The organism is Caballeronia sp. J97 (assembly GCF_905220305.1).
Taxonomy (GTDB): Bacteria; Pseudomonadota; Gammaproteobacteria; order Burkholderiales; family Burkholderiaceae; genus Caballeronia.
On sequence record NZ_CAJMZL010000026.1, the window covers coordinates 62,040 to 86,242 of the forward strand.

Annotated in this window: 27 protein-coding genes; 17 read left to right on the forward strand and 10 right to left on the reverse strand. The window is 64.6% G+C overall.

Annotated features, from left to right (window positions below; translation table 11 throughout):
* Positions 1-30: 30 nt before the first annotated feature.
* Entirely contained in the window at positions 31-1,413 is a 1,383-nt protein-coding gene (locus U4Y90_RS26810) for an MFS transporter (RefSeq protein WP_321799154.1), read from the forward strand.
* 61 nt (positions 1,414-1,474) lie between these two features.
* Here the strand turns inward: U4Y90_RS26810 and U4Y90_RS26815 are convergent, their stop codons facing one another.
* Positions 1,475-2,110, reverse strand: a complete 636-nt coding sequence (locus U4Y90_RS26815; protein ID WP_321799156.1) for a TetR/AcrR family transcriptional regulator — start codon at positions 2,108-2,110, stop codon at positions 1,475-1,477.
* Positions 2,111-2,277: 167 nt separating this feature from the next.
* Here U4Y90_RS26815 and U4Y90_RS26820 point away from each other — a divergent pair, with 167 nt between their 5' ends.
* From U4Y90_RS26820 to folE, 4 genes are all read left to right on the forward strand, one after another.
* Positions 2,278-2,709, forward strand: coding sequence for a YybH family protein (locus U4Y90_RS26820; protein ID WP_321799157.1), 432 nt, complete (start codon positions 2,278-2,280; stop codon positions 2,707-2,709).
* A gap of 14 nt (positions 2,710-2,723) precedes the next feature.
* On the forward strand, positions 2,724-3,167 hold the full coding sequence (locus U4Y90_RS26825; protein WP_321799159.1) for a VOC family protein: 444 nt from the start codon (positions 2,724-2,726) through the stop codon (positions 3,165-3,167).
* Positions 3,168-3,254: 87 nt separating this feature from the next.
* Positions 3,255-3,458, forward strand: coding sequence for a hypothetical protein (locus tag U4Y90_RS26830; protein ID WP_321799161.1), 204 nt, complete (start codon positions 3,255-3,257; stop codon positions 3,456-3,458).
* A 91-nt stretch (positions 3,459-3,549) separates the two neighbouring features.
* On the forward strand, positions 3,550-4,197 hold the full coding sequence (gene folE / locus U4Y90_RS26835) for a GTP cyclohydrolase I FolE (protein WP_321799163.1): 648 nt from the start codon (positions 3,550-3,552) through the stop codon (positions 4,195-4,197).
* Positions 4,198-4,253: 56 nt separating this feature from the next.
* Here the strand turns inward: folE and epsC are convergent, their stop codons facing one another.
* Both epsC and U4Y90_RS26845 read right to left on the reverse strand, forming a co-directional pair.
* Positions 4,254-5,255 carry a serine O-acetyltransferase EpsC gene (epsC, locus tag U4Y90_RS26840; RefSeq protein WP_415749417.1) on the reverse strand — a complete coding sequence of 334 codons (1,002 nt, stop codon included), beginning with the start codon at positions 5,253-5,255 and terminating at the stop codon, positions 4,254-4,256.
* A 124-nt stretch (positions 5,256-5,379) separates the two neighbouring features.
* Positions 5,380-5,613 (reverse strand): hypothetical protein, encoded by a 234-nt coding sequence (locus U4Y90_RS26845; protein ID WP_321799164.1) that lies wholly within the window; start codon positions 5,611-5,613, stop codon positions 5,380-5,382.
* Between the two features lie 282 nt (positions 5,614-5,895).
* Here U4Y90_RS26845 and U4Y90_RS26850 point away from each other — a divergent pair, with 282 nt between their 5' ends.
* On the forward strand, positions 5,896-6,459 hold the full coding sequence (locus tag U4Y90_RS26850; RefSeq protein WP_321799165.1) for a DUF3005 domain-containing protein: 564 nt from the start codon (positions 5,896-5,898) through the stop codon (positions 6,457-6,459).
* A gap of 68 nt (positions 6,460-6,527) precedes the next feature.
* On the opposite strand, the gene U4Y90_RS26855 is transcribed toward U4Y90_RS26850, so the two are convergent.
* Complete coding sequence (locus U4Y90_RS26855) at positions 6,528-6,731, reverse strand: hypothetical protein (RefSeq protein ID WP_321799230.1); 204 nt, start codon at positions 6,729-6,731, stop codon at positions 6,528-6,530.
* A 129-nt stretch (positions 6,732-6,860) separates the two neighbouring features.
* Here U4Y90_RS26855 and U4Y90_RS26860 point away from each other — a divergent pair, with 129 nt between their 5' ends.
* The 3 genes from U4Y90_RS26860 (at position 6,861) to U4Y90_RS26870 (ending at position 8,536) form a co-directional block, all read left to right on the forward strand.
* Positions 6,861-7,316 (forward strand): hypothetical protein, encoded by a 456-nt coding sequence (locus U4Y90_RS26860; RefSeq protein ID WP_321799166.1) that lies wholly within the window; start codon positions 6,861-6,863, stop codon positions 7,314-7,316.
* Positions 7,317-7,424: 108 nt separating this feature from the next.
* On the forward strand, positions 7,425-8,027 hold the full coding sequence (locus U4Y90_RS26865) for a short chain dehydrogenase (protein ID WP_321799225.1): 603 nt from the start codon (positions 7,425-7,427) through the stop codon (positions 8,025-8,027).
* Positions 8,028-8,110: 83 nt separating this feature from the next.
* The gene (locus U4Y90_RS26870; protein WP_321799168.1) at positions 8,111-8,536 is read left to right on the forward strand and encodes a GNAT family N-acetyltransferase; all 426 of its coding nucleotides are present in this window, start codon (positions 8,111-8,113) and stop codon (positions 8,534-8,536) included.
* Here the strand turns inward: U4Y90_RS26870 and U4Y90_RS26875 are convergent.
* The 5 genes from U4Y90_RS26875 to U4Y90_RS26895 all read right to left on the reverse strand — a co-directional run bounded on the left by U4Y90_RS26875 (position 8,533) and on the right by U4Y90_RS26895 (position 14,573).
* The gene (locus tag U4Y90_RS26875; protein ID WP_321799170.1) at positions 8,533-9,471 is read right to left on the reverse strand and encodes an SMP-30/gluconolactonase/LRE family protein; all 939 of its coding nucleotides are present in this window, start codon (positions 9,469-9,471) and stop codon (positions 8,533-8,535) included. The two genes, U4Y90_RS26870 and U4Y90_RS26875, sit on opposite strands and share 4 nt — an antisense overlap.
* A gap of 39 nt (positions 9,472-9,510) precedes the next feature.
* Positions 9,511-10,857, reverse strand: a complete 1,347-nt coding sequence (locus tag U4Y90_RS26880) for a type II toxin-antitoxin system HipA family toxin (protein WP_321799172.1) — start codon at positions 10,855-10,857, stop codon at positions 9,511-9,513.
* Complete coding sequence (locus U4Y90_RS26885; RefSeq protein WP_321799174.1) at positions 10,857-11,111, reverse strand: helix-turn-helix transcriptional regulator; 255 nt, start codon at positions 11,109-11,111, stop codon at positions 10,857-10,859. The genes U4Y90_RS26880 and U4Y90_RS26885 overlap by 1 nt, the downstream gene beginning before the upstream one ends.
* A gap of 136 nt (positions 11,112-11,247) precedes the next feature.
* A complete protein-coding gene (locus U4Y90_RS26890) occupies positions 11,248-12,822 on the reverse strand; it encodes an aldehyde dehydrogenase (NADP(+)) (RefSeq protein ID WP_321799175.1) in 1,575 nt (524 codons plus the stop codon).
* Positions 12,823-13,043: 221 nt separating this feature from the next.
* Positions 13,044-14,573, reverse strand: coding sequence for an MFS transporter (locus tag U4Y90_RS26895; RefSeq protein ID WP_321799226.1), 1,530 nt, complete (start codon positions 14,571-14,573; stop codon positions 13,044-13,046).
* 270 nt (positions 14,574-14,843) lie between these two features.
* Here U4Y90_RS26895 and U4Y90_RS26900 point away from each other — a divergent pair, with 270 nt between their 5' ends.
* From U4Y90_RS26900 to U4Y90_RS26930, 7 genes are all read left to right on the forward strand, one after another.
* Positions 14,844-15,317 carry a universal stress protein gene (locus U4Y90_RS26900; RefSeq protein WP_321799176.1) on the forward strand — a complete coding sequence of 158 codons (474 nt, stop codon included), beginning with the start codon at positions 14,844-14,846 and terminating at the stop codon, positions 15,315-15,317.
* Between the two features lie 106 nt (positions 15,318-15,423).
* Positions 15,424-16,143: a helix-turn-helix domain-containing protein gene (locus U4Y90_RS26905; RefSeq protein ID WP_321799177.1), complete on the forward strand. Its 720-nt coding sequence runs from the start codon at positions 15,424-15,426 to the stop codon at positions 16,141-16,143.
* Between the two features lie 168 nt (positions 16,144-16,311).
* Entirely contained in the window at positions 16,312-17,613 is a 1,302-nt protein-coding gene (locus U4Y90_RS26910) for an SUMF1/EgtB/PvdO family nonheme iron enzyme (RefSeq protein ID WP_321799178.1), read from the forward strand.
* A 237-nt stretch (positions 17,614-17,850) separates the two neighbouring features.
* Entirely contained in the window at positions 17,851-18,771 is a 921-nt protein-coding gene (gene rbsK / locus U4Y90_RS26915; protein WP_321799228.1) for a ribokinase, read from the forward strand.
* Between the two features lie 52 nt (positions 18,772-18,823).
* Complete coding sequence (locus U4Y90_RS26920; RefSeq protein ID WP_321799180.1) at positions 18,824-20,164, forward strand: MFS transporter; 1,341 nt, start codon at positions 18,824-18,826, stop codon at positions 20,162-20,164.
* 16 nt (positions 20,165-20,180) lie between these two features.
* Positions 20,181-21,140: a dihydrodipicolinate synthase family protein gene (locus tag U4Y90_RS26925; protein ID WP_321799182.1), complete on the forward strand. Its 960-nt coding sequence runs from the start codon at positions 20,181-20,183 to the stop codon at positions 21,138-21,140.
* Positions 21,141-21,205: 65 nt separating this feature from the next.
* Positions 21,206-22,321, forward strand: a complete 1,116-nt coding sequence (locus U4Y90_RS26930) for a LacI family DNA-binding transcriptional regulator (protein WP_321799184.1) — start codon at positions 21,206-21,208, stop codon at positions 22,319-22,321.
* A gap of 63 nt (positions 22,322-22,384) precedes the next feature.
* On the opposite strand, the gene U4Y90_RS26935 is transcribed toward U4Y90_RS26930, so the two are convergent.
* A complete protein-coding gene (locus U4Y90_RS26935) occupies positions 22,385-23,269 on the reverse strand; it encodes a LysR family transcriptional regulator (protein ID WP_321799185.1) in 885 nt (294 codons plus the stop codon).
* 148 nt (positions 23,270-23,417) lie between these two features.
* Here U4Y90_RS26935 and U4Y90_RS26940 point away from each other — a divergent pair, with 148 nt between their 5' ends.
* A complete protein-coding gene (locus U4Y90_RS26940) occupies positions 23,418-24,191 on the forward strand; it encodes an SDR family oxidoreductase (protein WP_321799187.1) in 774 nt (257 codons plus the stop codon).
* Positions 24,192-24,203 lie beyond the last annotated feature (12 nt).

Consider the following 24,203-nt stretch of genomic DNA (forward strand, 5'->3'; position numbering starts at 1 on the left):
CTTGATAATGACATCGGAGACAACAGCGCAATGAACAACGCTGACGGCATCATTGCTTCGTCGAAAGCAGAACCCATCGCCGAGAAACGCACGAAACACCGCTGGGTCGTGATGGGCCTCATTTTCTGCATCTGGGCGATCGCCTGTGCGGATCGCGCCAACTTCGGTATCGCGCTGCCGTATCTGAAGAAGGAATATCACATCACCAATACCGAGGCCGGTCTGATCGTCAGCCTGTTCTCGTTCGCCTATGGCTTCGTGCAGATTCCTGTCGGCCTGCTTTACAAGCGGCTCAGCGAAAAGACCACCGGCTTGCTGTTCTCGGTTTTCATGATCCTGACCTCGGTGTTCACGGGATTGATGGGCACGACATCGTCGGTGTTTCTGCTGATGACGTATCGCGTGGGACTCGGCTTGTCGGAAGGGCCGCTCGGCATCGGCTGCACGAACGTGATCAATCGATGGTTTCCCGCGAAGGAAAAAGGCACGGCGACTGGCCTGTGGATCGCCGCATCGAAGCTCGGGCCGTTGATCGTGCCTTCCGTGTGCATCATCGTGATCCAGTTGTGGGGTTGGCGCGAGATCTTCTATGTGTTCGCGGTGCCGGGCATTCTGCTCGCCGTCGTATGGCTGTTCTTCGTGACGAACTCGCCGGGCGAGAACCGCTTCTGCTCGCCGGCCGAGCGCCGTTACATCGCCGATGAAACGACCGTCGGCGGCAACGGCGGCAAGTCGCTCGACCGCGCACGAATGACCCCGATGCCCCGGCTCGATGCGATCAATCGCACGAAGCGCGTGCCCCAGCTCGAAACAATTCGCCAGGTCTTCGGCTCATGGAACATCTTCGGCATCGCGCTCGGCTATGGCTGCATGATCGGCATCAGCAATATCTTCATCTCGTGGATTCCGACTTATCTCGTCACGGTGAAGGGCTTCGCATCGGTGAAGATGGGCTTTCTGGCATCGGCGCCCTTCATCGGCGCGGTGACGGGCAACATGCTCGGCGGCATCATCTCGGATCGCCTGCTCGGCGGCCGTCGCAAGCCGATGATGATGCTCGGCGCACTCGGCACGATGATCATGACGTTCCTGCTGATCGACGCACCCGACAGCGTCGCTTACCTCGGCGCCGCGCTGATGCTGGCGGGCCTGATGCTCGGCATCGGCTTCGCGGGCTACTCCGCGTATCCGATGGGCCTCGCGACCAAAGCCACCTATCCGACAGCGTTCGGCATCGTGAACTCGGTGGGCCAGATCGGCGGCGCATGCGCACCGCTCGCGGTAGGCCTTCTGCTCGACAGCTATAGCTGGACCGCGGTTTTCCTGTATATGGTCGGCACGGCGACGCTTTGCCTGCTGTTGCTCCTCAGCGTAGTCGAGCCGATAGCCGACGAAGCGCGCCCGGCGAAGTGAAGCCGGATCGATGACGAATCGCGCCGCTCGATGCGGCGCGATTCTTTCGCGCAACCGAGTGTCAAAGACCGTTCTCGACCATGTCGAGCAAGCGCCCGGCGAGCGGCTCGATCTGCGTATGCTCCAATCCCTGCAGAGGGCCTTCGATCAACAGTAGCGCGAAGCCATGCACCGCGCTCCATGCAAGGTACTCCGCCTCGGGCCTGCGTTTCGCTTCGAGCGCGCCCGCCTCGACCATCTCGTCCAGCGCGCGGCTCAGCAACTGGAACGGATCGAGCCCGCCCGGCCCCGCGCCATACGTCCCTTCATGCTCGGCCCATTCGGCCTGCGGCGCGGCGAATGCCGTGCGAAACAAGCCGGTTTCCATCTGTGCAAACCGCAGATAGCCCGTGCCGATAGCGCGCAATCCCGCGCGCGCCGCATCGGCACGGCGGCGCTTTTTGGGGCGCGACGCCAGTTCCTCTTCCATCGCCCGCGCAACGTACGACAGCGCCGCCGAACGCACCGCCGATAGCAATTCCTGACGACTCTCGAAATGCCGATAGGCCGCATTCGGCACGACGCCCGCGCGACGCGTAGCCTCGCGCAAGACGATCGCATCCGGGCCGCCCTCACGCGCGAGCTCGATGGCCGCATCGATCAGCGCGCGTCGCAGATCGCCGTGTCGATAGGTGCTGCGCGGCTTGCCATTTGTCATTTTGATTCGTCGGGCTTTCCTTATGTGGACAGTGTCCATTATCTCTGCTACTTTTTGTGGACGGTGTACACAAGGCAAAAAATAATTCCGCGCCGGGTGCCTGCCGTTGCTTTGTCACGACGCGGCGGCACCGTGTGCGATGGAGCCGTCATACGCAAGGAGGCAGCATGACGAAAGCAAATGATCGTACGGATGCGCACGGCGAAGTTGCGCGCATCCACGAATTGATCGAAGCGTGGCGGCAAGCCGTGCTCGCGAAAGACGTCGACGCGCTCGTCAGCCACTACGCGCCGGATGTCGTCGTGTTCGATGTCGTGCCGCCGGCGTCGATCAAGGGCGTCGGGCACTATCGCGAGAACTGGCAGCGCTGGTTCGACAGCATGAAAGGCCCGCTCACGTTCGAGATGCGGGAAGTGGAAGTCGCCGCCAGCGGCGATCTGGCGTACGCGCACTCCGTCAACCGTGTCGCCGTGGGCGAGCAGGAAGACATCGTGCGCGCCACCGTGTGCTTCAAAAAGATCGACGGCGACTGGCGTGTCGTGCACGAGCACGCATCGGTGCCGCTCATGATGGATATGGACCCTGACGAGAAGTCATAACTCAAGGAGCAAACATGCAAGTGCAACCCTATCTGTTTTTCGAAGGCCGCTGCGAAGAAGCGATCACGTTCTATCGCGAGAATCTGGGCGCGCAAGTCGTCATGATGATGCGCTACAGCGAAAACCCGGAAGCGGGCAAGGCTGAAACAGCCAGCGGCTGCGGCATTCCGCCGGGATCGGAAAACAAGATCATGCATTCGGCCTTCACCATCGGCGATTCCATGCTGATGGCCTCCGACGGCATGTGCAGCGGCAAGACGGATTTCAAGGGCGTATCGCTCTCGCTCACCGCGAACGACGAGCAGCAGGCGGAAAAATACTTCAGCGCGCTGTCCAATGGCGGCCAGGTGCAAATGCCGATGACGCAGACCTTCTTCGCCAAGCGCTTCGGCATGGTCGCCGACAAGTTCGGCGTGTCCTGGATGGTGCTCGGCGGCATGGAGGGCCATCCCGCGTGATCGAGCATTGAATCGGGCACACTGACACGTCCGGCTGGAACGCGGCTTGCGCGCCTTTCATCGCATCAATTCGAAAGGAGTCGCGACATGAGCAATTACGCCGGACGTTCTCAGGAAGACCGCATCGCGCAGCGCAAGGGCAGCAAGCAACCGTCGCAGGAACAGCCGGGCGGGCCGATGGCCGAGCCGGGCACGGAGCCCGACAAGGACCACAGCAGCGGCGTGCTGAGCGAGGAAGGCAAGAAGGTGTGGCGCACGGGGTCGGGCATCGATGGAGGCGGAAAGACCTGACACTTATATCGACATTCCGAAACGTGGAACAATGGCGGGGTGCCCCAATGCACTGAACGTATATATGCACTTCGACTCACAGGAGCTTTCGATGAGCGCCCCGCGCAAAAACCATCTTACAGGCTCGGACATGCCTGCTGACACAGATCGTCCGACCCGCGAGGAAGCCGAAGCCGCCGTGCGTGTTTTGCTACGCTGGGCCGGCGAGGATCCGAGCCGCGAGGGCCTCCTCGATACACCCGGCCGCGTCGTGCGCGCCTATGAAGAGTTCTTCTCGGGTTATGCGCAGAATCCGCACGACATCCTCGCCCGCACATTTTCCGAAGTGCAGGGTTATGACGAAATGATCGTCCTCAAGGACATTCGTTTCGAAAGCTATTGCGAGCATCACATGGTGCCGATCATCGGCCGCGCGCATGTCGCGTATCTGCCGAACAAGCGCGTTGTCGGTATTTCGAAGCTCGCGCGCCTCGTCGACGCCTTCGCGAAGCGACTGCAGATTCAAGAGAAGATGACCGCGCAAATTGCCGATACGCTCAACGAAGTGCTGCAACCGCTCGGTGTCGGCGTCATTCTCGAAGCGGCGCATCAATGCATGTCGACACGCGGCGTGCACAAGGCAGGGGTTTCGATGGTCACGTCGCGCATGCTCGGCTCATTCCGCGACGATCCATCGACGCGCCGCGAGTTTCTGTCCATCGTCGGCAATCAGACTGCGTTCAGCGTGTCGAATACCTGAAGTCGCGGCCGCTGCGCGCAAAGCAAAAAGAAAGGGCCTCGCGGCCCTTTCGTCTTTCACGCGCCGAACCCGTTGCTTGGCGCGTCGGGGCCGCAGCCTTCGCGGATCTTTCCCTGCGATACGTTGCTGCCGGGCGGCACGCTATGCGTGAGCCACACGTTGCCGCCGATGACCGAGCCCTTGCCGATGGTCACGCGGCCGAGAATCGTCGCGCCCGCGTAGATGACGACATCGTCCTCGACGATCGGATGGCGCGCGTTGCCTTTGACGAGAGCGCCATCGCTCGTCGAAGGAAAGCTCTTCGCGCCGAGCGTCACGGCCTGATAGACGCGCACATGCTGGCCGATCACCGCTGTCTCGCCGATCACGACGCCCGTGCCGTGATCGATAAAGAAGCTCGGCCCGATGGTCGCGCCCGGGTGAATATCGATGCCGGTCAGCGAATGCGCGATTTCGTTGATGAAGCGCGCGAGCAAGGGCACGCCGAGCTTGTGCAGCGCATGCGCGAGACGATGATGAGTCATCGCCCATACGCCGGGATAACACAGCAGAATTTCGGTGATGTGCTGCGCGGCCGGATCGCCGGTGAACGCAGCCTGAATATCGCTCACGAGCAGCGCGCGAATATGCGGCAACTGCGCGCCGAGTTCACGCGCGATCGCGAAAGCCTGCGCGGAGAGATCGGCGTCGCTCGTATCGCGATGCTCGGGCAGGAAGCGCAGCGCGCGGCGAATCTGCTCTTGCAGCAGACGCAAGTTGGTTTCGAGCGTCTGACCGACGTAATAGTCGACGCTTTCGTCGGTCAAATCGGGCGCGCCGTAATGCGTCGGAAAGAGCGCCGAGCGCAGGCCGTTGACGATCCTGACGATCGCCTCGCGCGATGGCAATTCGCGTATGCCGAGCGGATGCCGCGTGCGGTGCAACTCTTCGCGCGACTGGCGCAAGTCTGCGACGATGCGAGCGAGACCCCATTCCTGAGGCGAGTCGTGCGCGGTGTCGCGGGATGTTTCGAGCGGCGGTACGGCGCCAAACTTGGGCGTGTTCTGCATGTCGGCCATGAAGCAAAGGAAGCGGCCGTCGCGCTCACGCGCAACGGATGAAACATCAAGGGTAACCGGTTTTGCAGAAGCCTGCCGCCCGCCGGCTCGCGTCCCTGTTCCCGATGTTTCATGCGGAGATCGCTCAAGCCGTTACGTTGCTTGCGTCGATCCAGCGCACGGCCCAGTCGCGCGCGTGCGCGATGGCTTCGCTCTCGTTGCGAAATCGCAGGTCCGATGGAAAGAAACGGTTCGCGACGAGTTCGCCATCGCTCGATCGCGAGATCACCACATACGGCTGATAGCTGCCATCGCCGGCCCGTGCGGGCGCGCAGTTTAGAAGATAGCCTCGATGTGAAAAGGCTGCATCGTGTTGCATGAGTCACCTGTGTGAAAGTGCCCTGCTCGTTCGAATCGCATTGCTCTTTTTTCGACGGCAACGTGACGCGCCCTCCTGATTGCTCGCGTCCGCCTGTTGCACTTTGCCGCCGACAGGTTCCAAATAATACTTGCAGGAAATCGGCTTGGGGTCGAAAAAAAATCCTGAAATTTTAGTCGTCTGTCAGGACGTCCTCCGGCAAGGCTCACGGTTCCGTCGCCAAATAGCCGGAACGAGTCTTGCAAGAGAGGCCGGTCAATTCAGGTTCAACGGAGCAACGCGATGAACAACGCTGAAGCTAACCAGCCGCAGGACAAGCAACCCGCTCAAGTGAAGATGAGCGATGCGATGAAGACCGCTTCGAGTAGCGAAGCGCAGGCGGGCGTGGGCGCAAAAGCCGAAACGACGAAGGAAGGTCTGCATGTCGGTCCGCAGGGCTTCTATGAGAAGCCGCCGCGCGGCGTCGATGTCGCCAACGACGACGGACTCGACGACACGGTCGACGCCGACGCGAAAAGCATTCATGCGCGGCGTGAAGCCGAGATGCGCGCGCGTGAGCCCGACTCCGTCATCAATTCGAATGCCACGCCGGTGAACTTTGTGCCCGAACCGGGCGACGGTCTCGGCGGCTTCGACAGCCGTCCCGGCCGCAACGGCGTATTGCTCGCACTCGAACGCGGCTATCGGTTGATCGATCGAGGCATGGTTGCGCCGACGGTGCCCGAAGTCGAAGACAAGGTGCGCTTCGAGGGGCGCGATACGCACGGTCATACCTTGCGCGGACGCAAGCACTATGCGCTCAATCACCTGAGGCCGTCGCGGCTGTTCGAACTCGAACGGGGATGAGCACTGATCATGCATAAGCGAAGAGCCGCATCGGATGCGGCTCTTTCAGCTTCGACGCATGCCTGGCGTTACTTCTTTTCTTCTTTTTTCTCCTCATCGGTTTCTATACGCGTCACGCCGCCCGTCGCGGGCGGATCGCTTGCGGGAAAGGTGTCTTCCACCGCTTTATCGACATCCTCATCGTCGCGTTCCGAATGAGGATGCTGCTCTTTGATGTCGCTCATGATCTGCTCCCGTGTACGTTGCTCGGCGCATTCGGTCAGCAGCAACATGCGTTCCCCAGGGCTGGCACGGCGTATGCGCAAGGACACGGCCAATGAAGCGCCGCATCGCAGCAAAACACGATCGCGGCCGACAAAACCACGGAGCAACGCCTAAAATCGATAAAGGGGAAAGACCAGATGACGACGATCCACGCATACGATGACTGCACGCCAGCGTCCGACGAAGCGGCGCAGCTTCAGACGACGGCACGCCACGTAGTCACACCCGAGCAGCGCTTCACGTCCGCGATGGCATGTCTCGGCGCCGCGTGGGCGTTGTCCTGGGCCGAGTTCGCGTTGACCCTCGCGATCGGCCTTCCCGGCGATGCGTCGAGTCATCCGCTGGCGGCGTCGATCGCTTCGCGCATGCTCGTCGGCCTGCTTTACGTGTGCGTCGCATCGCGGCTGCAATGGGCGCGCTGGCTCACCGTCGCGCTCGGTTTCGCATCGGTGGCGCTCGCGGCGCCGACGCTCGCGCTGCAATGGCATGTGTTCCCGGCGGGCGCGCTCGTGTGCGGCGCGGGACTCGTCTGCAAGTTCGCGGCGTCGCTCTATCTGCTTTCGCCGATGCCCCCGCGACTCGCAGCGCGATAGTCATTCGAAACCCTCGGTTTGCAATCCTTGAAGCGGACGCGCCTTGTTCGCGCGTCCGCCCGCTCGCACAATGCATGACCATCCTTCAACGTCATCCCTGCGAGTTCGATCATGAAAATCGCTGTCATCGGTGCGACCGGCACCGTCGGCCGGGCCGTCGCCGCCGAACTGAAAGCCCGTCATGAAGTCTTCGAAATCGGCGCGACGCGCGGGGCGCATCGCGTCGACCTGCTCGATCCGGACAGCATCAAACGGCTCTTCGAGTCGATCGGCAAAGTCGATGCGATTGTCGCGACAGCCGGTCACGTCCACTTCGGCCCGCTCGTGAAAATGACACCGGAGCAATTCCGCCTCGGTCTGAACGACAAACTGATGGGCCAGGTCAATCTCGTGCTCACCGCGCGCGACTATCTGAACGACGGCGGCTCGTTCACGCTGACGAGCGGCATCGTCGGTGCGGCGCCGATCCGTGAAGGCGCGAGCGCGGCGGCGGTCAACGGCGCGATCGAAGGTTTCGTGCGCGGCGCGGCAATCGAACTGCCGCGCGGCCTGCGCATCAATGTCGTGAGCCCGACGATGCTCGAAGAAGCGCGCGAAAGCTTCGGCCCGTACTTCCGCGGCTTCGAGGCGGCAAGCGGCGCGCGCGTGGCGCTCGCGTACAGCCGCAGCGTCGAGGGCGCGGAAACCGGGCGCATCTACAACGTGCACTGACACTTGCCCGCGCGAAGTGTGCATGGAGCATGGGGCGCCGATCGCTTATGCTCAGCGCTTCATGACAGCCATGGAGCGGCGCGATGCAGTGGACCCGGGACGAGTATCGACTGAGCACGGACATCGATGAATTCGACTTCGATGTCGTCCATCGCTACCTGAGCGAAGTGGCGTACTGGTCGCCGGGCATCGCGCGCGAGAAGGTCGAGCGCGCCGCGCGCCATTCGCTCGCGTTCGGGCTTTTTCGCGGCAGCGCACAGATCGGCTATGCCCGCATGATCACCGACACCGCGACCTTCGCGTATCTCGCGGACGTATTCGTGCTGCCCGAGCATCAGGGCGCGGGCCTCGGCAAATGGATGATGCAATGCGTGATGGCGCATCCCGACCTTCAGGGACTGCGCCGCATGATGCTCGTCACGTCCGACGCGCACGGGCTTTACGCGCGCCACGGCTTCGCGGCGAGCAAGCATCCCGAGCGCATCATGGAGAGAATCGGCAGGGCTTAACCGCCCTTCACGCCCTGCGTGTTGACGTACAGCGCATAGAGCCCGTGACTCGCCGCCATGAACAGGCGATTGCGATGCCGTCCGCCGAAGCATACGTTCGCGCAACGCTCCGGCAAGTCGATATGGCCGATCGCCTCGCCTTGCGGCGTGAACACGCGCACGCCGTCGAGCTCGGCGTCGCCCATGCCCCAGCCGCACCACAGGTTGCCGTGTATGTCGACGCGAAAGCCGTCGGGCGTGCCCGGGCCCGCATCGATCAGCGGACGCGGCTCGCGGAGGCGGCGGCCGCCGTCGAGCACGTCGAACGCGTAGATCTTGCGCGGCGTCGAGCGCGATTCGACCACGTACAGCACCGATTCGTCCGGCGAGAACGCGAGACCGTTCGGGCCGACGAACGCGTCGATCATCATCGTGATCTCGCCGCTCTGGCCATCGACGCGATACACGCACGGCTTGAGCCGCGCTTCGTGCTGCTCGCCTTCGTAGAAGCCGTCGATGCCGAACGTGGGATCCGTGAACCAGATCGAGCCGTCCGACTTCACGACGACATCGTTCGGCGAATTGAGCGGCTTGCCATCGTAGCTGTCGGCGATGACGGTGATCGAGCCGTCGTATTCGGTGCGCGTCACGCGCCGCGTCAGATGCTCGCAGGTCACGAGCCGCCCTTCGCGGTCGCGCGTGTTGCCGTTCGCGTTGTTCGACGGCTTTCGGAACACGCCGACCTCACCGCTCTCCTCATCCCAGCGCAGGATGCGGTTGTTCGGGATATCGCTCCAGAGCAGATAGCGGCCGTCGCCGAACCAGACCGGGCCTTCGGACCAGCGCGCGCCTTGATACAGACATTCCACCGACGCCGATGCGATGCGCAGCGCGTTGAAGCGCGGGTCGAGGACGCGCACGGCGGGATCGGGGTAGCGGCGCGAGTCGCTTGTCATGTTGGTTTGTCTCCGGGTTGGTCGTTGTATCAGGGTGAGTCAGGGTGAGTCGGCCGGCATCGCTTCCAGCTCGGCGATCGATCGGTTCAGGCCGTCGAAAATACGCTCGGCGACCCGCGGTGGAAAATCTTTCGGCAATTGCGCGGTGACTTCGCCGATCGCCGCCGGCGCGCGTTCGATGATTCGCTGAATGATCGGCTCCGCGCTGTTTCCGAAGCCGCATCGTTGAGCCATGGCGTTGAAGTGCCGGCGCTTGACCTCGCGAAACGCATAGTGCCGGCTCCGGCCGGGAATGGCCATCGCGAGCTTCGCCTTGTACCACGACCATTGGCTCGCGCCGTCGCCTTCGACCGGCCAGATCGACATGACGTCATAGAGCGGCGTGAGGCGGTATTGTCCGCCTCTCGACAGGTGGATGCTGAAGTTCTTCGCATGACCGTCGGGGGCGGCGAGCAGCCAGAACAGGATCTGCGCGGTCACGAGCGTCTCCACATCGCGACGCGCCTCGGTCGATTGCTGCAGGATGCGCGCGAGATCGAGCACGCCCGGACCGCCGTCCTGCTCGTACTTTCTGTGCGGAGGCAACCCGTTGGCCTGACAAAAATCCTCTTGCGGCAAACGGAGAATCCACTTGCCGCCGGGATGCAGCCGCCGGTCGAAACGCTCGACGACGAGCACGCGCCGTTCGTCGAACGTCGCCATCTCGACATTGGCGGCCGGCAAGCCGAACGCCTGCAACAGACGCATGCAGAGCCATTCGTTTTCCACCGATGTCGTGAGATCCGCGCGGCGATTGCCAACGAGTCCCAGCGGCAACTTGACGATGTGCGTCGTCGGCGTCGCGCCGTGAGGCTTGAGCCACCGGCCATCGTGCCGCAGCAGCGCGGTCTTCTCCTGCGCGCCGGCGAGCGAAATGCGGAAGTCGTCGTCATCGTCGGTGCCGAAAGGCGTGCCGTCGGAGACTTGTTTCAGCAGGTTCCCGACGTCATCGTCGGTGAGCGGCGTGCCTTCGATGCTTTCGACGCCTGTCGGCGCTTCGTCTTCCGCCAGCAGTTGCACCGCGCCGACGCAATCACGGCCGATGGCCCTCAGCAGATCGAAGGCCTCGACGCTATCGGTCTGAAAGCGCTGCGCGATGCGGCGCCGGATCGGTTCGCTGTCCGGCAGAAGATTGTCGAAGTAATTGAGCACGGCGTCGCCTCTCAGCGGCGCGCCGTCGAGACGAATCGGCAGCGACAGGGAAAGCGGGCGTGCCTCGTCCGAGCGGATCCAGGCGGCGTCATAGACGAGTTCCGCCGCTCCGCGCGCGGGCAGACTCCACGTTGCCACGCGCTGGCCGTTGGCCCACACGGACAACGCCCGGGAATGCGGACGGCGCCCGGCCATTACCAGTCGACCTCATTGGCTTCGATCAGGGACGTGTCCGGCCGGTCCTGTACCAGCAACTGAAGCCCGTAGGCGCCGAACATCGCGAGAAGCTGGTCGAGGGTCAGCGCGCCGGAATCGCGCTCCAGCGTCGAAATCCGGCTTTGGCTGATGCCGAGGCGCGCCGCCGCCTGCGTTTGAGTCAGCCCGGCCCGCTTCCGGCCGGCCGCGAGGACATGGCCCATCTGCGCGACGGTTACGATGGCTTGCTGCATGGAGGTCCCTATCTGCGTGGCGAATAAATGCATTTTATTCGCCACGCAGATAGACAGTCAATCGAACGAGGTCAGACGATTATCTCTCAAACGAATAAACGGCGTTTATTCGCCTCAGGGATATTTCGCCTATTGCTCAATTCGGCCCGAGCTCTCCGTCCCTCAATCGCCACAGGCTCAACGGATTGTCGTCAGCTAGCGCCGCCGGCAACAACGCCGCCGGCAGATCCTGATAGCACACCGGACGCAGAAAGCGCTCGATCGCCATTGCGCCGACCGATGTCGAGCGGCTGTCGGACGTCGCCGGGAAAGGGCCGCCGTGCACCATCGCGTAGGACACTTCGACGCCCGTCGGGAAGCCGTTCGCGAGAATCCGCCCCGCCTTGCGCTCGAGAACCGGCAGAAGCCGGCGCGCGAGATCGACGTCGTCCTTCTCCATGAGCAGCGTCGCGGTCAGTTGACCTTCCAGACGGCGCGCGACCGCGATCATTTCGTCCTCGTCGCGACACACGACGATGACCGAGGTCGGCCCGAAAATCTCCTCCGCAAGTTGAGGCTGCGCGAGGAAGGCCTCCGCGCTCACGCGATACAGCGCCGGCAGCGCGCCGCTCGACGCGGCGCCGTTCTCGCCCGTCGCGATGCGCTTCGCGGCCGCATCGCGATGCCTGACGCCGTCCGCATAAGCCGCCGCGATGCCCGCCGTGAGCATCGTCTGCGTGCCCTTCTTTTCGAGCGCGACCGCGGCGTGGTCGGTGAAATCGTCGAGATCCGGATCCGCGAGCCCGATCACGAGACCCGGATTCGTGCAGAACTGGCCCACGCCCAGCGTGACCGAATCGATATACGCGGCCGCCAGCGTGTCGCCGCGCGCCGCCAGCGCGCCCGGCAACGCGAATACCGGATTCACGCTGCTCATCTCAGCGAAAACGGGAATCGGCGCCGGACGTTTCGCCGCGATATCGACGAGCGCCAGCCCGCCGCGCCGCGAGCCGGTGAAACCCACCGCCTGGATCGCAGGATGCGCGACGAGCGCCTCGCCGATCGCATTGCCGGCGCCGACGACGAGCGAGAACGTGCCTTCGGGCAAACCGTGGTCGGCCACCGCCTTCTGCACCGCGCGTCCGACGAGCTCGGACGTGCCCAGATGCGCCGGATGCGATTTCACGACGACCGGACAGCCCGCCGCGAACGCGGAAGCGGTATCGCCGCCCGCCACCGAAAACGCCAGAGGAAAATTGCTCGCGCCGAACACGGCCACCGGGCCCACCGGTATCTTTTGCAAACGCAGATCCGAGCGCGGCAGCGGTTTTCTGTCCGGCTGCGCGGAATCGAGCGTGGCAGAGAGCCAGCGGCCCTCCCGCACGAGCGATGCGAACAGCCGCAACTGCCCGACAGTGCGGGCGCGCTCGCCTTCCAGACGCGCTTTCGGCAGCGCCGATTCGGCCATCGCGCGCTCGATCAGCGTGTCGCCCAGCGCGATGATGTTGTCGGCGATCGCCTCGAGAAACTGCGCGCGCGTTTCGAAAGGCGCGTGGCGATAGTCGTCGAAGGCCGCTTCGGCGAGTTCGCAGGCGCGCGCGACTTCCGCCGCGCCGCCGCCGCCGAACGGGGGCTCCAGATCGGCGTTGCGCGCGGGGTCGAACGCGCGGAGTGTGGCGTCGGTGCCCCGCACGGCCGATGCGCCGATCAGCATGTCTCCGGTGATCTTCATGTCAGCTCCTCATCTCTGTTGGCGGTGAGCGGCAGGCGCGTGGCGCGGCCGCCCGCTAAAGCGAGTGACCCGCGGCCCGCGCAAGTGTTCCGCGCGAGCCATGCGAGCCGCCGTCGAGGGCGGTGAAGCAAACGCGATGCGCGGTCGAGGCGAAGCGGCTGCCCCGTCCTCCCGCGACGCAAAAACTATAGGCGCGACGGACCGCTTGTCAAAGCGCGCCTTCAGGACTTCGCGGCGGGCGTCGCGTGCTTCCTGAACGTGATGTGCGCGATGCGCCGCACCAGAAGCGCTGCCACCAGCGCGGCGACGGCCGTCAGCATCACGCCGATGTGGATCGACTGCACGAGCGCGTCGCGGGCGGCGTCGATGAGCGCGGACGCATCGAGGCCGGCGGCGTTCAGCCCGGCGAACAGACGCTCGCGCAACGCTTCGTCGACGAGAATGCGCGGGTCCGACAGGCGCGGCAGCCATTGCGCCGACACCGGCGGGCCGAGCACGCTCACCGTGCGCGCCACGACGCTTGCATAGTGATGCGCGACGATCGTGCCGACGATGCTCGTGCCCATCATCCCGCCGACCATGCGGGTCGACTGCAGAAGCGCCGTCGTGATGCCGAAGCGCTCGCGGCCCGCGATCTCCTGCCCGAAGATGTTCATGTTGTTCAGAATGAAACCGAGGCCGATGCCGGTCGCGGCCATCGGCAGCTCGATCCACAGATGCGGCGTCGACTCGCGCGCGAACGCAAGCCCGGCCGACGCGAGCAGCAGCAGCGTGAAGCCGATCGACAGGATGTTCACCGGCTTCTTCATGTGGATCACGATGCGCGTGTTGATGAAGCTGCCGAGCGCGATGCACGCGGCGATCGGCGTCGCGAGCAGCCCCGCGGACTGCGGCGAGAGGCCGAATCCGCCTTGCAGCAGAAGCGGCGCGAAGAAGATCAGCGAGAACATCACGAAGCCCGCCAGAAACGACAGCGTGAAGAGCGTGTTGAGCTGCGAATCGCGGAAAATGTCGAGCGGGATGATCGGATGCGTCGCGCGCCGCTCGCAGATCAGGAGCGCCACCGCGCACACCGCCACGCCGATCGCCAGCGCGATATTCGCGGTCGTGACGCCGTCCTTGGGCAACGCCTCGATCAGCGCCTGGAAGCCGCCGAGCACCAGCGCGACGAGCGCGGCGCCCGTCCAGTCGATCTTCACGCCGCCCTCGCGCGGGCGATGCAGGTTAGGCAGATGCGACCAGATGAAGTAGAGCGCCGCCGCGCCGACCGGCAGATTGACGAGAAAGGTCGAGCGCCAGCCCCAGTGCTGGCTCATCCAGCCGCCGAGCGACGGCCCCGCCGCCGTGCCGATGCCGTAGGCCGCCGCGAGCACCACCTGCCAGCGCACGCGGGTGCGCGGATCGGGAAACAGGTCGGGAATGGACGCGAACGCGGTGCCGACCATCATCCCGCCGCCGACGCCCTGCAACCCGCGCGCGAGCACGAGAAACAACATGCTGGGCGCGAGCCCGCACAGCACCGACGCGACCGTGAACGTGATCACCGCCGCGATCACGAAGCGCTTGCGCCCGAAATAATCGCCGAGCCGCCCGAACACGGGCACCGTGACGACCGACGCAAGCAAGTAAGCGCTCGCGATCCACGCGTAGAACTCGAAGCCGTGCAGTTCCGCGACGATCGACGGCAACGCGGTGCTGACCACCGTCTGATCGAGCGCAACGAGCATGTTGACGAGACCGATGCCGAGCATCGCGTAGAGAGCGGTTCTGAATGGCAGGGCGTGCGGCGTTTGAGTCACGGTCGGGCGGGCGGTCTGGAGAAATGCTAAAAAGAGGTCGCGCCTGGCATTTTTAAGCAGGCGCTGATGCCGAAGAATCACGAATTGTACGGCCTGCTTTGCGCCAGATCGACTTATCGTAAAAAAGCCGCGCTGCAAAGCGTGGCGTGCGCTCTATGATGCGAAGTCACGAAAGGCGGCGCATGCCGTACGCCACTCGATCGTTACATGGGGAAAACCGTCATGTTCAAACGCATTCTCGTCGCCATCGACGGCAGCCGGACTTCCGAGCGCGCCTTCGCGGCAGCGCTCGATCTCGCCGTCACGCATCAGGCGGTCGTGCAGCCGTATTACGTGGTCGAAGCCGGGCCGATGTATCTCGATGTGCCCGGCTACGATCCCTCCGCGCTCCATTCGAGCCTGATGGAGCAAGGCGCTTCGCTCGCGCGCGAAGCCGCCGGGCAGATGAAGGCGCGCGGCGTCACCGGCGAAGTCGTGACGGTCGAAGCCACCGCGAGCGACGACGTCGCGTCGCTGATCATCGAGGCGGCGCACGCCTTCAATGCCGATCTGCTGATCATGGGCACGCACGGCCGCAAGGGTTTTCAGCGGCTCATTCTCGGCAGCGTGGCCGAGCGCTGTCTCCGTCAGGCAACGCTCCCCGTGCTGCTTATTCCATCGGCAGCGGGCGAACCGGCTGAAAAAGCAACTACGTAAAGTATTAAAAGTTTGACCAATGCCCTGGCCGCGTCAATTTTTCGCGTCGCCGGGGTGAAGGCCTATGGGAGAATCGATTTGTCATTCATCAATAAATCGACGTTCCATGACCGCCATGTCCGACCTCACCCGCGCGCGCCGCAACTCGGCGCACTGCTCGACCTGTGCCATGCGCCATCTCTGCATGCCAGAGGGGCTGAGCGCGAACGACATCGCCAAACTGGAAAACATCATCTCGGTGACGCGCAAGGTCAAGCGCGGCGACACGCTCTTTCGCACCGGCGACCGCTTCGATTCCCTCTTCGCCGTGCGCTCCGGATCGATCAAGACGGTCGTCACGCATGACGGCGGCCGCGAACAGGTCACGGGACTGCTGCTCGCGGGCGATGCGCTCGGCTTCGAAGGCATCGAGGAAGGCGAGCATACGTGCGACGCGATCGCGCTGGAAGACAGTTCCGTCTGCGTGGTGCCCTATTCGCTCTTCGAGCGCATGTGCCGCGAAACCGACGCGCTGCAAAAGCGCTTGCATCGCATGATGAGCCATGCGGTGAACCGCGAGGCGAATCACGTCGTGAGGCTCGGCATGTTGCGGGCGGACGAGCGCGTCGCGCGCCTGTTGCTCGATCTCTCGTCGCGACTCGCGAAGCGTGGCTATGCGTCCTCGGAATTCACGTTGCGCATGACGCGCGACGACATGGGCAGCTATCTCGGCATGACGCTCGAGACCGTAAGTCGCACGCTGTCGCGCTTCGACAAGGCGGGCCTTATTGAAACGCAGGGCAAGTTCATTCGCATTCGCGATTTCGAAGCGCTGCGCGCCGTCTGACGGCGCATCACCCACCATTATTGCTTCTGCAGGAATAATCGACGCCCATATTCCGGTTGGCACGCGCTTCGCTACAGTTTAGTCTCTTTGGTTCGGCCAAAACGCGCGGTCTGGCGCCCGTTTCGGTCGAATGCGAAGCCAACTGGCCAGCCACGGAGATTGGGCGACATGAACCGCGAACCTTCCCTGCGTCATCCGCTGCTCGAGCGCCTCGCTGAGGCGCGCCGCGTCACCGACGAGCTTTTCGACGTCGTCCGGCCCGAGCACCTTTACGACAGGCCGATCGCCGAGCGGCATCGCATCGTCTTCTATATCGGGCATCTCGAAGCCTTCGACCGCAATCTGTTCGACCAGCGGCTATTCGACCTGCCGAGTCCGAATCCCGCCTACGACCAGCTTTTCGCCTTCGGCATCGATCCGGTGGACGGCGGCTTGCCTGCCGATCAGCCCGCCGACTGGCCCTCGCTCGACGAAATTCGCGCGTACCGGGACACGGTCCGCGCCGAAATCGACGCGCATTTCGATCCGATCAGGCTCACCGCGAAGCCCCTTTCCGCCCACGAACCGCCCGCGAAACTGCTCGAAGTCGCGATCGAGCACCGGTTGATGCATGCGGAAACGCTCGCGTACATGTTGCATCAATTGCCGGTCGATAGAAAAAACGCGCCATCGGATGCGCGCTCGGATCGCAGCTCCGAGCGGCAACTCATGCAACAGACCGTTCGCGTGCCGGCCGGAACCGCGACACTCGGACTCGCGCGCGAAAGCGGCCGGTTCGGCTGGGACAACGAATTCGGCGAGGAACGCATCGACGTGCCCGCGTTCGAGATCGACCGTCATATGGTAACGAACGGCGACTATTTGCGTTTCATCGACGCCGGCGGCTACTGGACTCGCGATTTCTGGGACGATGCCGACTGGGCGTGGAAGGAAGAGCAGCGCATCGCGCATCCGGCCTTCTGGATTCCCGGCGGCGACAGCGATCCGCAGAACGCGTGGACGCTGCGCACGATGTTCGATGAAATTCCGCTGCCGCCCGACTGGCCCGTGTACGTGAGCCACGCCGAAGCGAAGGCGTATGCGCGCTGGGCGGGCAAATCGTTGCCGACCGAGGCGCAGTGGCAGCGCGCGGCGTCGGGCGCGCCGCATGTCGCGGAAGGCAATTTCGATTTCCGCCGATGGGACCCGTCGCCGGTGCAGGCGCATCCGGAAAATCGCAGCGAGTTCGGCGTCGAAGGACAATTCGGCAATGGCTGGGAATGGACATCGACCGAGTTCGGCCCGCTGAACGGCTTCGAGCCGTTTCCGTTCTATCTTGGCTACTCGGCGAATTTCTTCGACGGCAAGCACTTCGTGATCAAGGGCGGTTCGCCGCGCACCGCGGCTTGCATGTTGCGGCCGAGTTTCCGCAACTGGTTCCAGGGGCACTATCAGTATGCGTATGCGGGATTCCGGTGCGTGAAGAACTGAATTGAAGGCATGAGTCGAAAAGAAGCCTCGGCTCATGCGCTTGCGCCGCTTAGCGTTAGGGAATTTCCCTGAAACCCCATCTTTTCCGTTGCCTTGCCGCGCGCTTGCGCGTTAATGTAAGCGCTAACACCTCGTCTGTTCCACCCCTCCCCGACAAATTTTTGCATGCTACCGCTTAAAACGCCAAAAAATGTAAGCGCTAACTCTTCACGGTCCGACGGGATTCCAGCCGCTCGAATCGTCGTCGCCGGCAGCGCGAACATGGATCTCGTCGTGCACGGGGAGCGTCTTCCCGCACGTGGCGAAACCTTGCTGGGGAGCGCGTTCGCCACATTCGCCGGCGGGAAGGGCGCGAATCAGGCAGTCGCGGCGGCGCGTCTCGGCGCATCGGTGGCGATGCTCGGCTGCATCGGCGACGACGCCTTCGGCACGCAACTTCGCGAAGGCCTGCGCAGCGAGCACATCGACACCGCGCACCTGCACACGGCCAATCAAACGTCGAGCGGCATCGCCGTCATCACGGTCGCCGCGGACGGCGCGAATACCATCGTCGTTTCGCCCGGCGCCAATGCCGCGTTCACGGCCGGTCATGTCGATGCGGCGCAAGACGCCATCGACGGCGCGGCCATGCTGATTTGCCAACTCGAAGTGCCGCTCGACACGGTTCGGCACGCAATCTCGGTCGCGGCGCGGCGCGGCACGCCGGTGCTGCTGAACCCGGCTCCGGCACAGCCGCTTCCGGACGCGCTTTACCGGCAGGTGAGTGTTCTCGTTGTCAACGAAACCGAAGCCCGCTTGCTGACCGACGTGACCGTCGACAGCCCGGAGTCCGCGCGCGAAGCCGCAGCACGCCTGCGCGCGAAAGGCGTGGAGACGGTGATCGTCACGCTCGGCGCGGCGGGCGTCTGGTATTCGACCGATTCGGAGGAAGGCCATCTGCCCGCGCCGCGCGTCGATGCGATCGACACGACCGCCGCCGGCGACACCTTCGTCGGCGGCTTCGCGGCCGAGTGCGTGCGCGGCGCGAGCATCCGCGACGCAATCGACTTCGGACAGCGCGCCGCGGCGCTCAGCGTCACGCGTGAGGGCGCGCAGGCATCCATCCCGACGCAGGCCGAAGTGCGGGTGCAAGCCACGCTCGCGGCCGCGCTTCGATAGCCCCGGCTGCGCGACATCGCAGCCCATCACAAAACGATACGGAGACGACATCATGAACCTGACCCCCGCACCCGAGCAGGCACCGCCACGCGTGCGCCGCGCCCAGATCGTGGCGCTCACATTGCTGATGGTGAGCGGCATCGTCAACTATCTCGACCGGGGCACGCTCGCGGTCGCCAATCCGTTGATCCGCAAGGATCTCGGTCTCTCGCTCGGCGAAATGGGACTGCTGTTGTCGGCGTTCTCCTGGAGCTACGCGCTCTTTCAATTGCCGGTCGGCGGCCTCGTCGATCGCATCGGCCCGCGCAGGCTGCTGGGATTCGGCCTCATCGTCTGGTCGCTCGCTCAGGCCGCGGGCGGCATCGTGTCCACGTTCGGCTGGTTCGTCATCGCGCGCATCGTGCTCGGCATCGGCGAGTCGCCGCAGTTTCCCTCGGCGGCGCGCGTCGTGAGCAACTGGTTTCCGCTGCGTGCGCGAGGCAAGCCGACCGGCATTTTCAATTCCGCGTCGCCGCTCGGCACGGCGCTCGCACCGTTGTGCCTGTCGGTGCTCGTCGTCGAGTTCCACTGGCGCTGGGCGTTCATCATCACCGGCGCGCTCGGCCTCGCGGTCGCCGCAATCTGGCTCGCGGTCTATCGCGACCCGAAGCCGTCGACGCTGACGCCGGAGGAATTGCAGTACCTGAAAGGCGACGTCGCCGCGTCGAAACCCGCCGAGAGCCTGAGCTTCGCGGACTGGCGCGCGCTCTTCTCGAACCTCACGACGTGGGGAATGCTGATCGGCTTCTTCGGCTCGGTGTATCTGAACTGGGTCTATCTGACCTGGCTGCCCGGCTATCTGACGATGCAGCGCCACATGACGCTGATTCACACGGGCATCGCCGCCTCCGTGCCGTTCTTCTGCGGCTTTCTCGGCGCGCTGTGCGCGGGATGGTTTTCCGACCTCATCACGAAAAGGAGCGCGCAGCCGGTGGCCAGCAGGCGCAACGCGGTCGTCATCGCGATGCTCGGCATGGTGGCGTTCACCGTGCCGGCCGCGCTCGTCGAAAGCAATACGATCGCCATCGTCTGCATCTCCGTGGTGATCTTTCTCGCCAACGCGGCATCCGCCTGCTCATGGGCGCTCGCGACGGCGGCGGCGCCGGCCAATCGCGTCGGCTCGCTCGGCGCGATCCAGAACTTCGGCGGCTTTCTCGGCGGCGCGCTCGCACCGATTCTCACCGGCTATATCGCCCAGACGTGGTCCTTCGTGCCGGCGCTGCTGACGGCTGCCGTGATCGCCTTCGTCGGCGCGATGAGCTATCTGTTCCTCGTGCGCAAGCCGATCGAAAACGACGCGCAACCGGGCAGCCCCGTACGCGCAGCCGCCGACGAGCGGCCCGTTCAACCCTGACAAGGACAATACCGACATGACCCTCCCCACTTCCCCGGCGCGCGCGTCGCAATCGATCGAAGGCATCGTGCCCGTGATGCTGACGCCCTTCGACGACGCCGGCGCCATCGACTATGCCGGGCTCGAACGGCTGATCGAGTGGTATCTCGCCCATGGCTCGGACGCGCTCTTCGCCGTGGCGCAGTCGAGCGAGATGCAGTTCCTGAGTCTCGCGGAGCGCGCGGCGCTCGGCCGCTTCGTGGTCGAGCGCGTGGCCGGTCGCGTGCCGGTGGTGGTGTCGGGCCATATCAGCGACGATCCCGATGCGCAAGCCGAGGAGCTCGCCGCCGCGGCAGCGACGGGCGCGGACGGCATCGTGCTGGTGACGAACCGGCTCGACCCGCGCCGCGAAGGCGCGCAAGCGTTCTCGGCGAACCTGCGCCGGCTGATGAGCCGCCTGCCTTCGGACATTCCGCTCGGGCTGTACGAATGTCCTGCTCCGTACCGGCGCCTGCTGTCCGACGACGAGCTCAGAATGTGCATCGACACCGGCCGTTTCGTGATGCTGAAGGATGTGAGTTGCGATCTCGAAACGGTGAAGCGCCGCGTCGCGCTGGCGAAGGGATCGCCGATGAAAATCCTGAACGCGAATGCCGCGATCGCCTGGGATGCGATGAAGGCCGGATCGGCGGGATTCAACGGCGTGTTCACGAACTTCCATCCCGACCTGTACAACTGGCTGCGCAATCGCGCCGGCGAAAACCCGGCGCTCGCCGGCGAGCTTTCGACGTTTCTCGTGCTCGCGGCGGTATCCGAGGCGCTCGGTTATCCGGCGCTCGCGAAGCTGTATCACCAGCGCATCGGCACGTTCGGGTCGATCCGCTGCCGCGCGATCGACTACGACGTGCGCGAGCGTTTCTGGGCGCTCGACGCGGTGCTCGACAAGATCGTCGAGGGCACGGAGCATTTCCGCGCGCGCATCGCGGCCGGAGCCTGACGCATGCATTGCGCTGCCCCGCCGCGGGTAAGATGACGGGCTCATCCTACGAAGCCAAAGCGTCGATGCCTCGCTCCTCCGAATCCGCCTCTGCTCTCGAAGAAGAATCGTCGCCGGCCGGGCGGCCTGCCGGCGTGCGCACGCGCCGCGGCACCGGGCGCACGGTGCTGTCCGATGTGGCGAAGCGCGCGGGCGTCTCCACGGCGACGGTATCGCGCGTCTACAACGAGCCCGGCAAGGTGTCCGACAGCGTGCGCGAGCGCGTCGAGCGGGCTGCGCTGGAGCTGAACTGGTTTCCGAATGCGGCCGGGCGCGCGCTCGCGTCCACACGCAGCCATATCGCGGGCATCGTCATTCCGACGCTCGACGATCAGGTGTTCGCCTCGCAGGTGAGCGGCATGCAGGCCGCGTTCGCGGCGCGCGGCATCACGCTTTTTCTCGGCTGCTCGAATTACGATCCGAAGGAAGCGCTCTCCCAGGTTCACGCGATGCTCGCGCGTGGCGTGGAGGCGATCGCGGTCGTGGGCGAGGCGCATCCGCCCGCGCTCTTCGACGCGCTGCGCGTCTGGCGCGTGCCCTATGTCGTGCTGTATGCATGGCGCGAGGGCAGTCCGCATGACTGCATCGGCTTCGACAACCGCGGCGCGTATGAAGAGATCACCGAGCATCTCGTCGGGCTCGGACACCGGTCGTTCGCCGTCTGCATTCAGCCCACGCGCGACAACGACCGCGTGCAGGCGCGGCTCGAAGGCATTCGCCGCGCGTTGGAGCGTCATGGACTCGCGGTGCGCCCGGAGCATCTGGTCGAAGGCGAATCCACGCTCGCTTTCGGCCGTCGTGCGTTGCGCTCGCTTTGGCAACAGCCGGGGCCGCGTCCGACGGCGGTGATCTGCGGCAACGACCATATCGCGCTCGGCGTCTTGCGGGAAGCGGAAGAGTTGGGCATCGCGATTCCCGAGCAGCTTTCGGTGACCGGCTTCGACGATCTCGCGATCGCACGCGAAGCGCGCCCGCCCCTCACGACGATGCATGTCGATACGCGCGAGATCGGCACGGTCGCCGCGCGGCATCTGCTCGACGCGCTGGATGGCCGCGCGACGGGACAAGGGTTTGCGGTGCCGGCCGCGTTGAAAGTGCGCGGGTCGACCGGTCCGTGCCCCGATGAAGCCAGCAAACGATGATGTGCGTCGTGGCGACGCCTCCATGCTTCTGCGATGCGTCGCGCATGGAGAACCCATGCGCCGTCAGTCGCCGCCGGTGCAAAGCTCGATCACGTCGAGCAATGCGCGCTTGAGGGCGTTGTCCGAACGCACATAGGCAAGCCCGATGTCCGCCGTGTGGCCGCGCAGTTCGAGCGGCCGGGCCACGACCTTCGGCGGCAACGCCATCGCCGCGGCCGACGGAATCACCCCGATGCCGAGCCCGGCCGACACCAGCGCGAGCATCGTCGAGAATTCGCCCAGTTCCTGCGCGATGTCCAGATCCGCGCCCTCGCGCTTCAGCGCCACCAGCATGTCGTCGTGAAAGCCCGGCGCGTAACGCCGCGCGAGCACGAACGCGGGAAAGCCCCGCAGATCGGGCGGCCGGATCACGCCCTGCGCGGCGAGCGTGTGATCGTCGGGCAGCGCGACGACGAACGGCTCCTGCAGCACGACGCGGATTTCCAGGCCGCTGCCGCTCACCGGCAGACGAATCAGTCCGAAATCGAGCTGATCGTTTTGCAGTGCGGCGATCTGATCCGGCGTCGCCATGTCCTTCAATTCGAGCGTGATGAGCGGATAGCGCGCGTGCATCGTGCGAATCAGCGCCGGCAGCAGCCTCGGCAGCACCGACGACACGAACGCGATACGCAACGTGCCGATTTCGCCTCGCGCCGACAGCCGCGCGGTTTGCTCCGCGCGCCCGGCCTGATGCAGCGTCGCGCGCGCCTCGGGCAAAAAGAGCTGGCCGGTGGCGCTCAGCACGACCTTGTGACGGTCGCGTTCGAAAAGCCGCACGTCCAGTTCCTCTTCGAGCGCCTTGATCTGCATGCTGAGCGCCGGCTGCACGATGCACAGGCGCTGCGCAGCCCGCCCGAAATGCAGTTCCTCGGCCAGCGCGACGAACGCCCGCAGATGCTTCAGTTCCATGGAATCCCCGTCTACGGCACCAAACGCCCGTTATCACGATTCATGATAACAGCGTCATGAAAGACTATTGGCGCGACTTCCGTTCTTCGGGTGAACTACACGCATTCGGAGACAAAACGCATCTGCAACGAGATTCGCCGCCAAAACAATGAAAGAGACACTCAAACTGTTCAGCCTGCATGGCAGGCGCGCCCTGATCACCGGCTCCGGGCGCGGCATCGGCCTGGCGCTCGCGCGCGGCCTCGCGGGCGCGGGTGCTTCGATCGTGATCAACGATCGCAATGAGCCGAAGGCCGCCGAGATCGCCGCGCGGCTGCGCGACGAAGGCATCGACGCCGATTTCGCCGTGTTCGACGTCACCGACCGCGAGCAGGTCGGCGCGGCGATCGATCGCGTCGAGAACGACATCGGCGCGATCGACATTCTGATCAACAACGCGGGCATCCAGCGCCGGGCGTCGCTCGAAAGCTTCGACGCACGCGACTGGAACGACCTGCTGCGCGTGAATCTCGACGGCGTGTTCCAGGTCTCGCAGGCCGTGGCGCGGCACATGCTGGCGCGCGGGCGCGGCAAGATCGTCAACATCGGATCGGTGCAGAGCGAGCTGGCGCGGCCGGGCATCGCACCCTACGCGGCGACCAAGGGCGCCGTTCGCATGCTCACCAAGGGCATGTGCGCGGAATGGGCGTCGCGCGGCATCCAGGCCAACGCGATCGCGCCCGGCTATTTCGAGACCGATCTCAATCGCGCGCTCATCGACGATGCGGCGTTCTCGGAATGGCTCTGCAGACGCACGCCGGCGGGCCGCTGGGGCCGCGTCGACGAACTGTGCGGCGCGGCGGTGTTTCTCGCGTCGGCGGCGTCGGATTTCGTGAACGGCCAGACGCTTTTCGTCGATGGCGGATTGACCAGCGTGGTCTGAGCCGGACCGAGC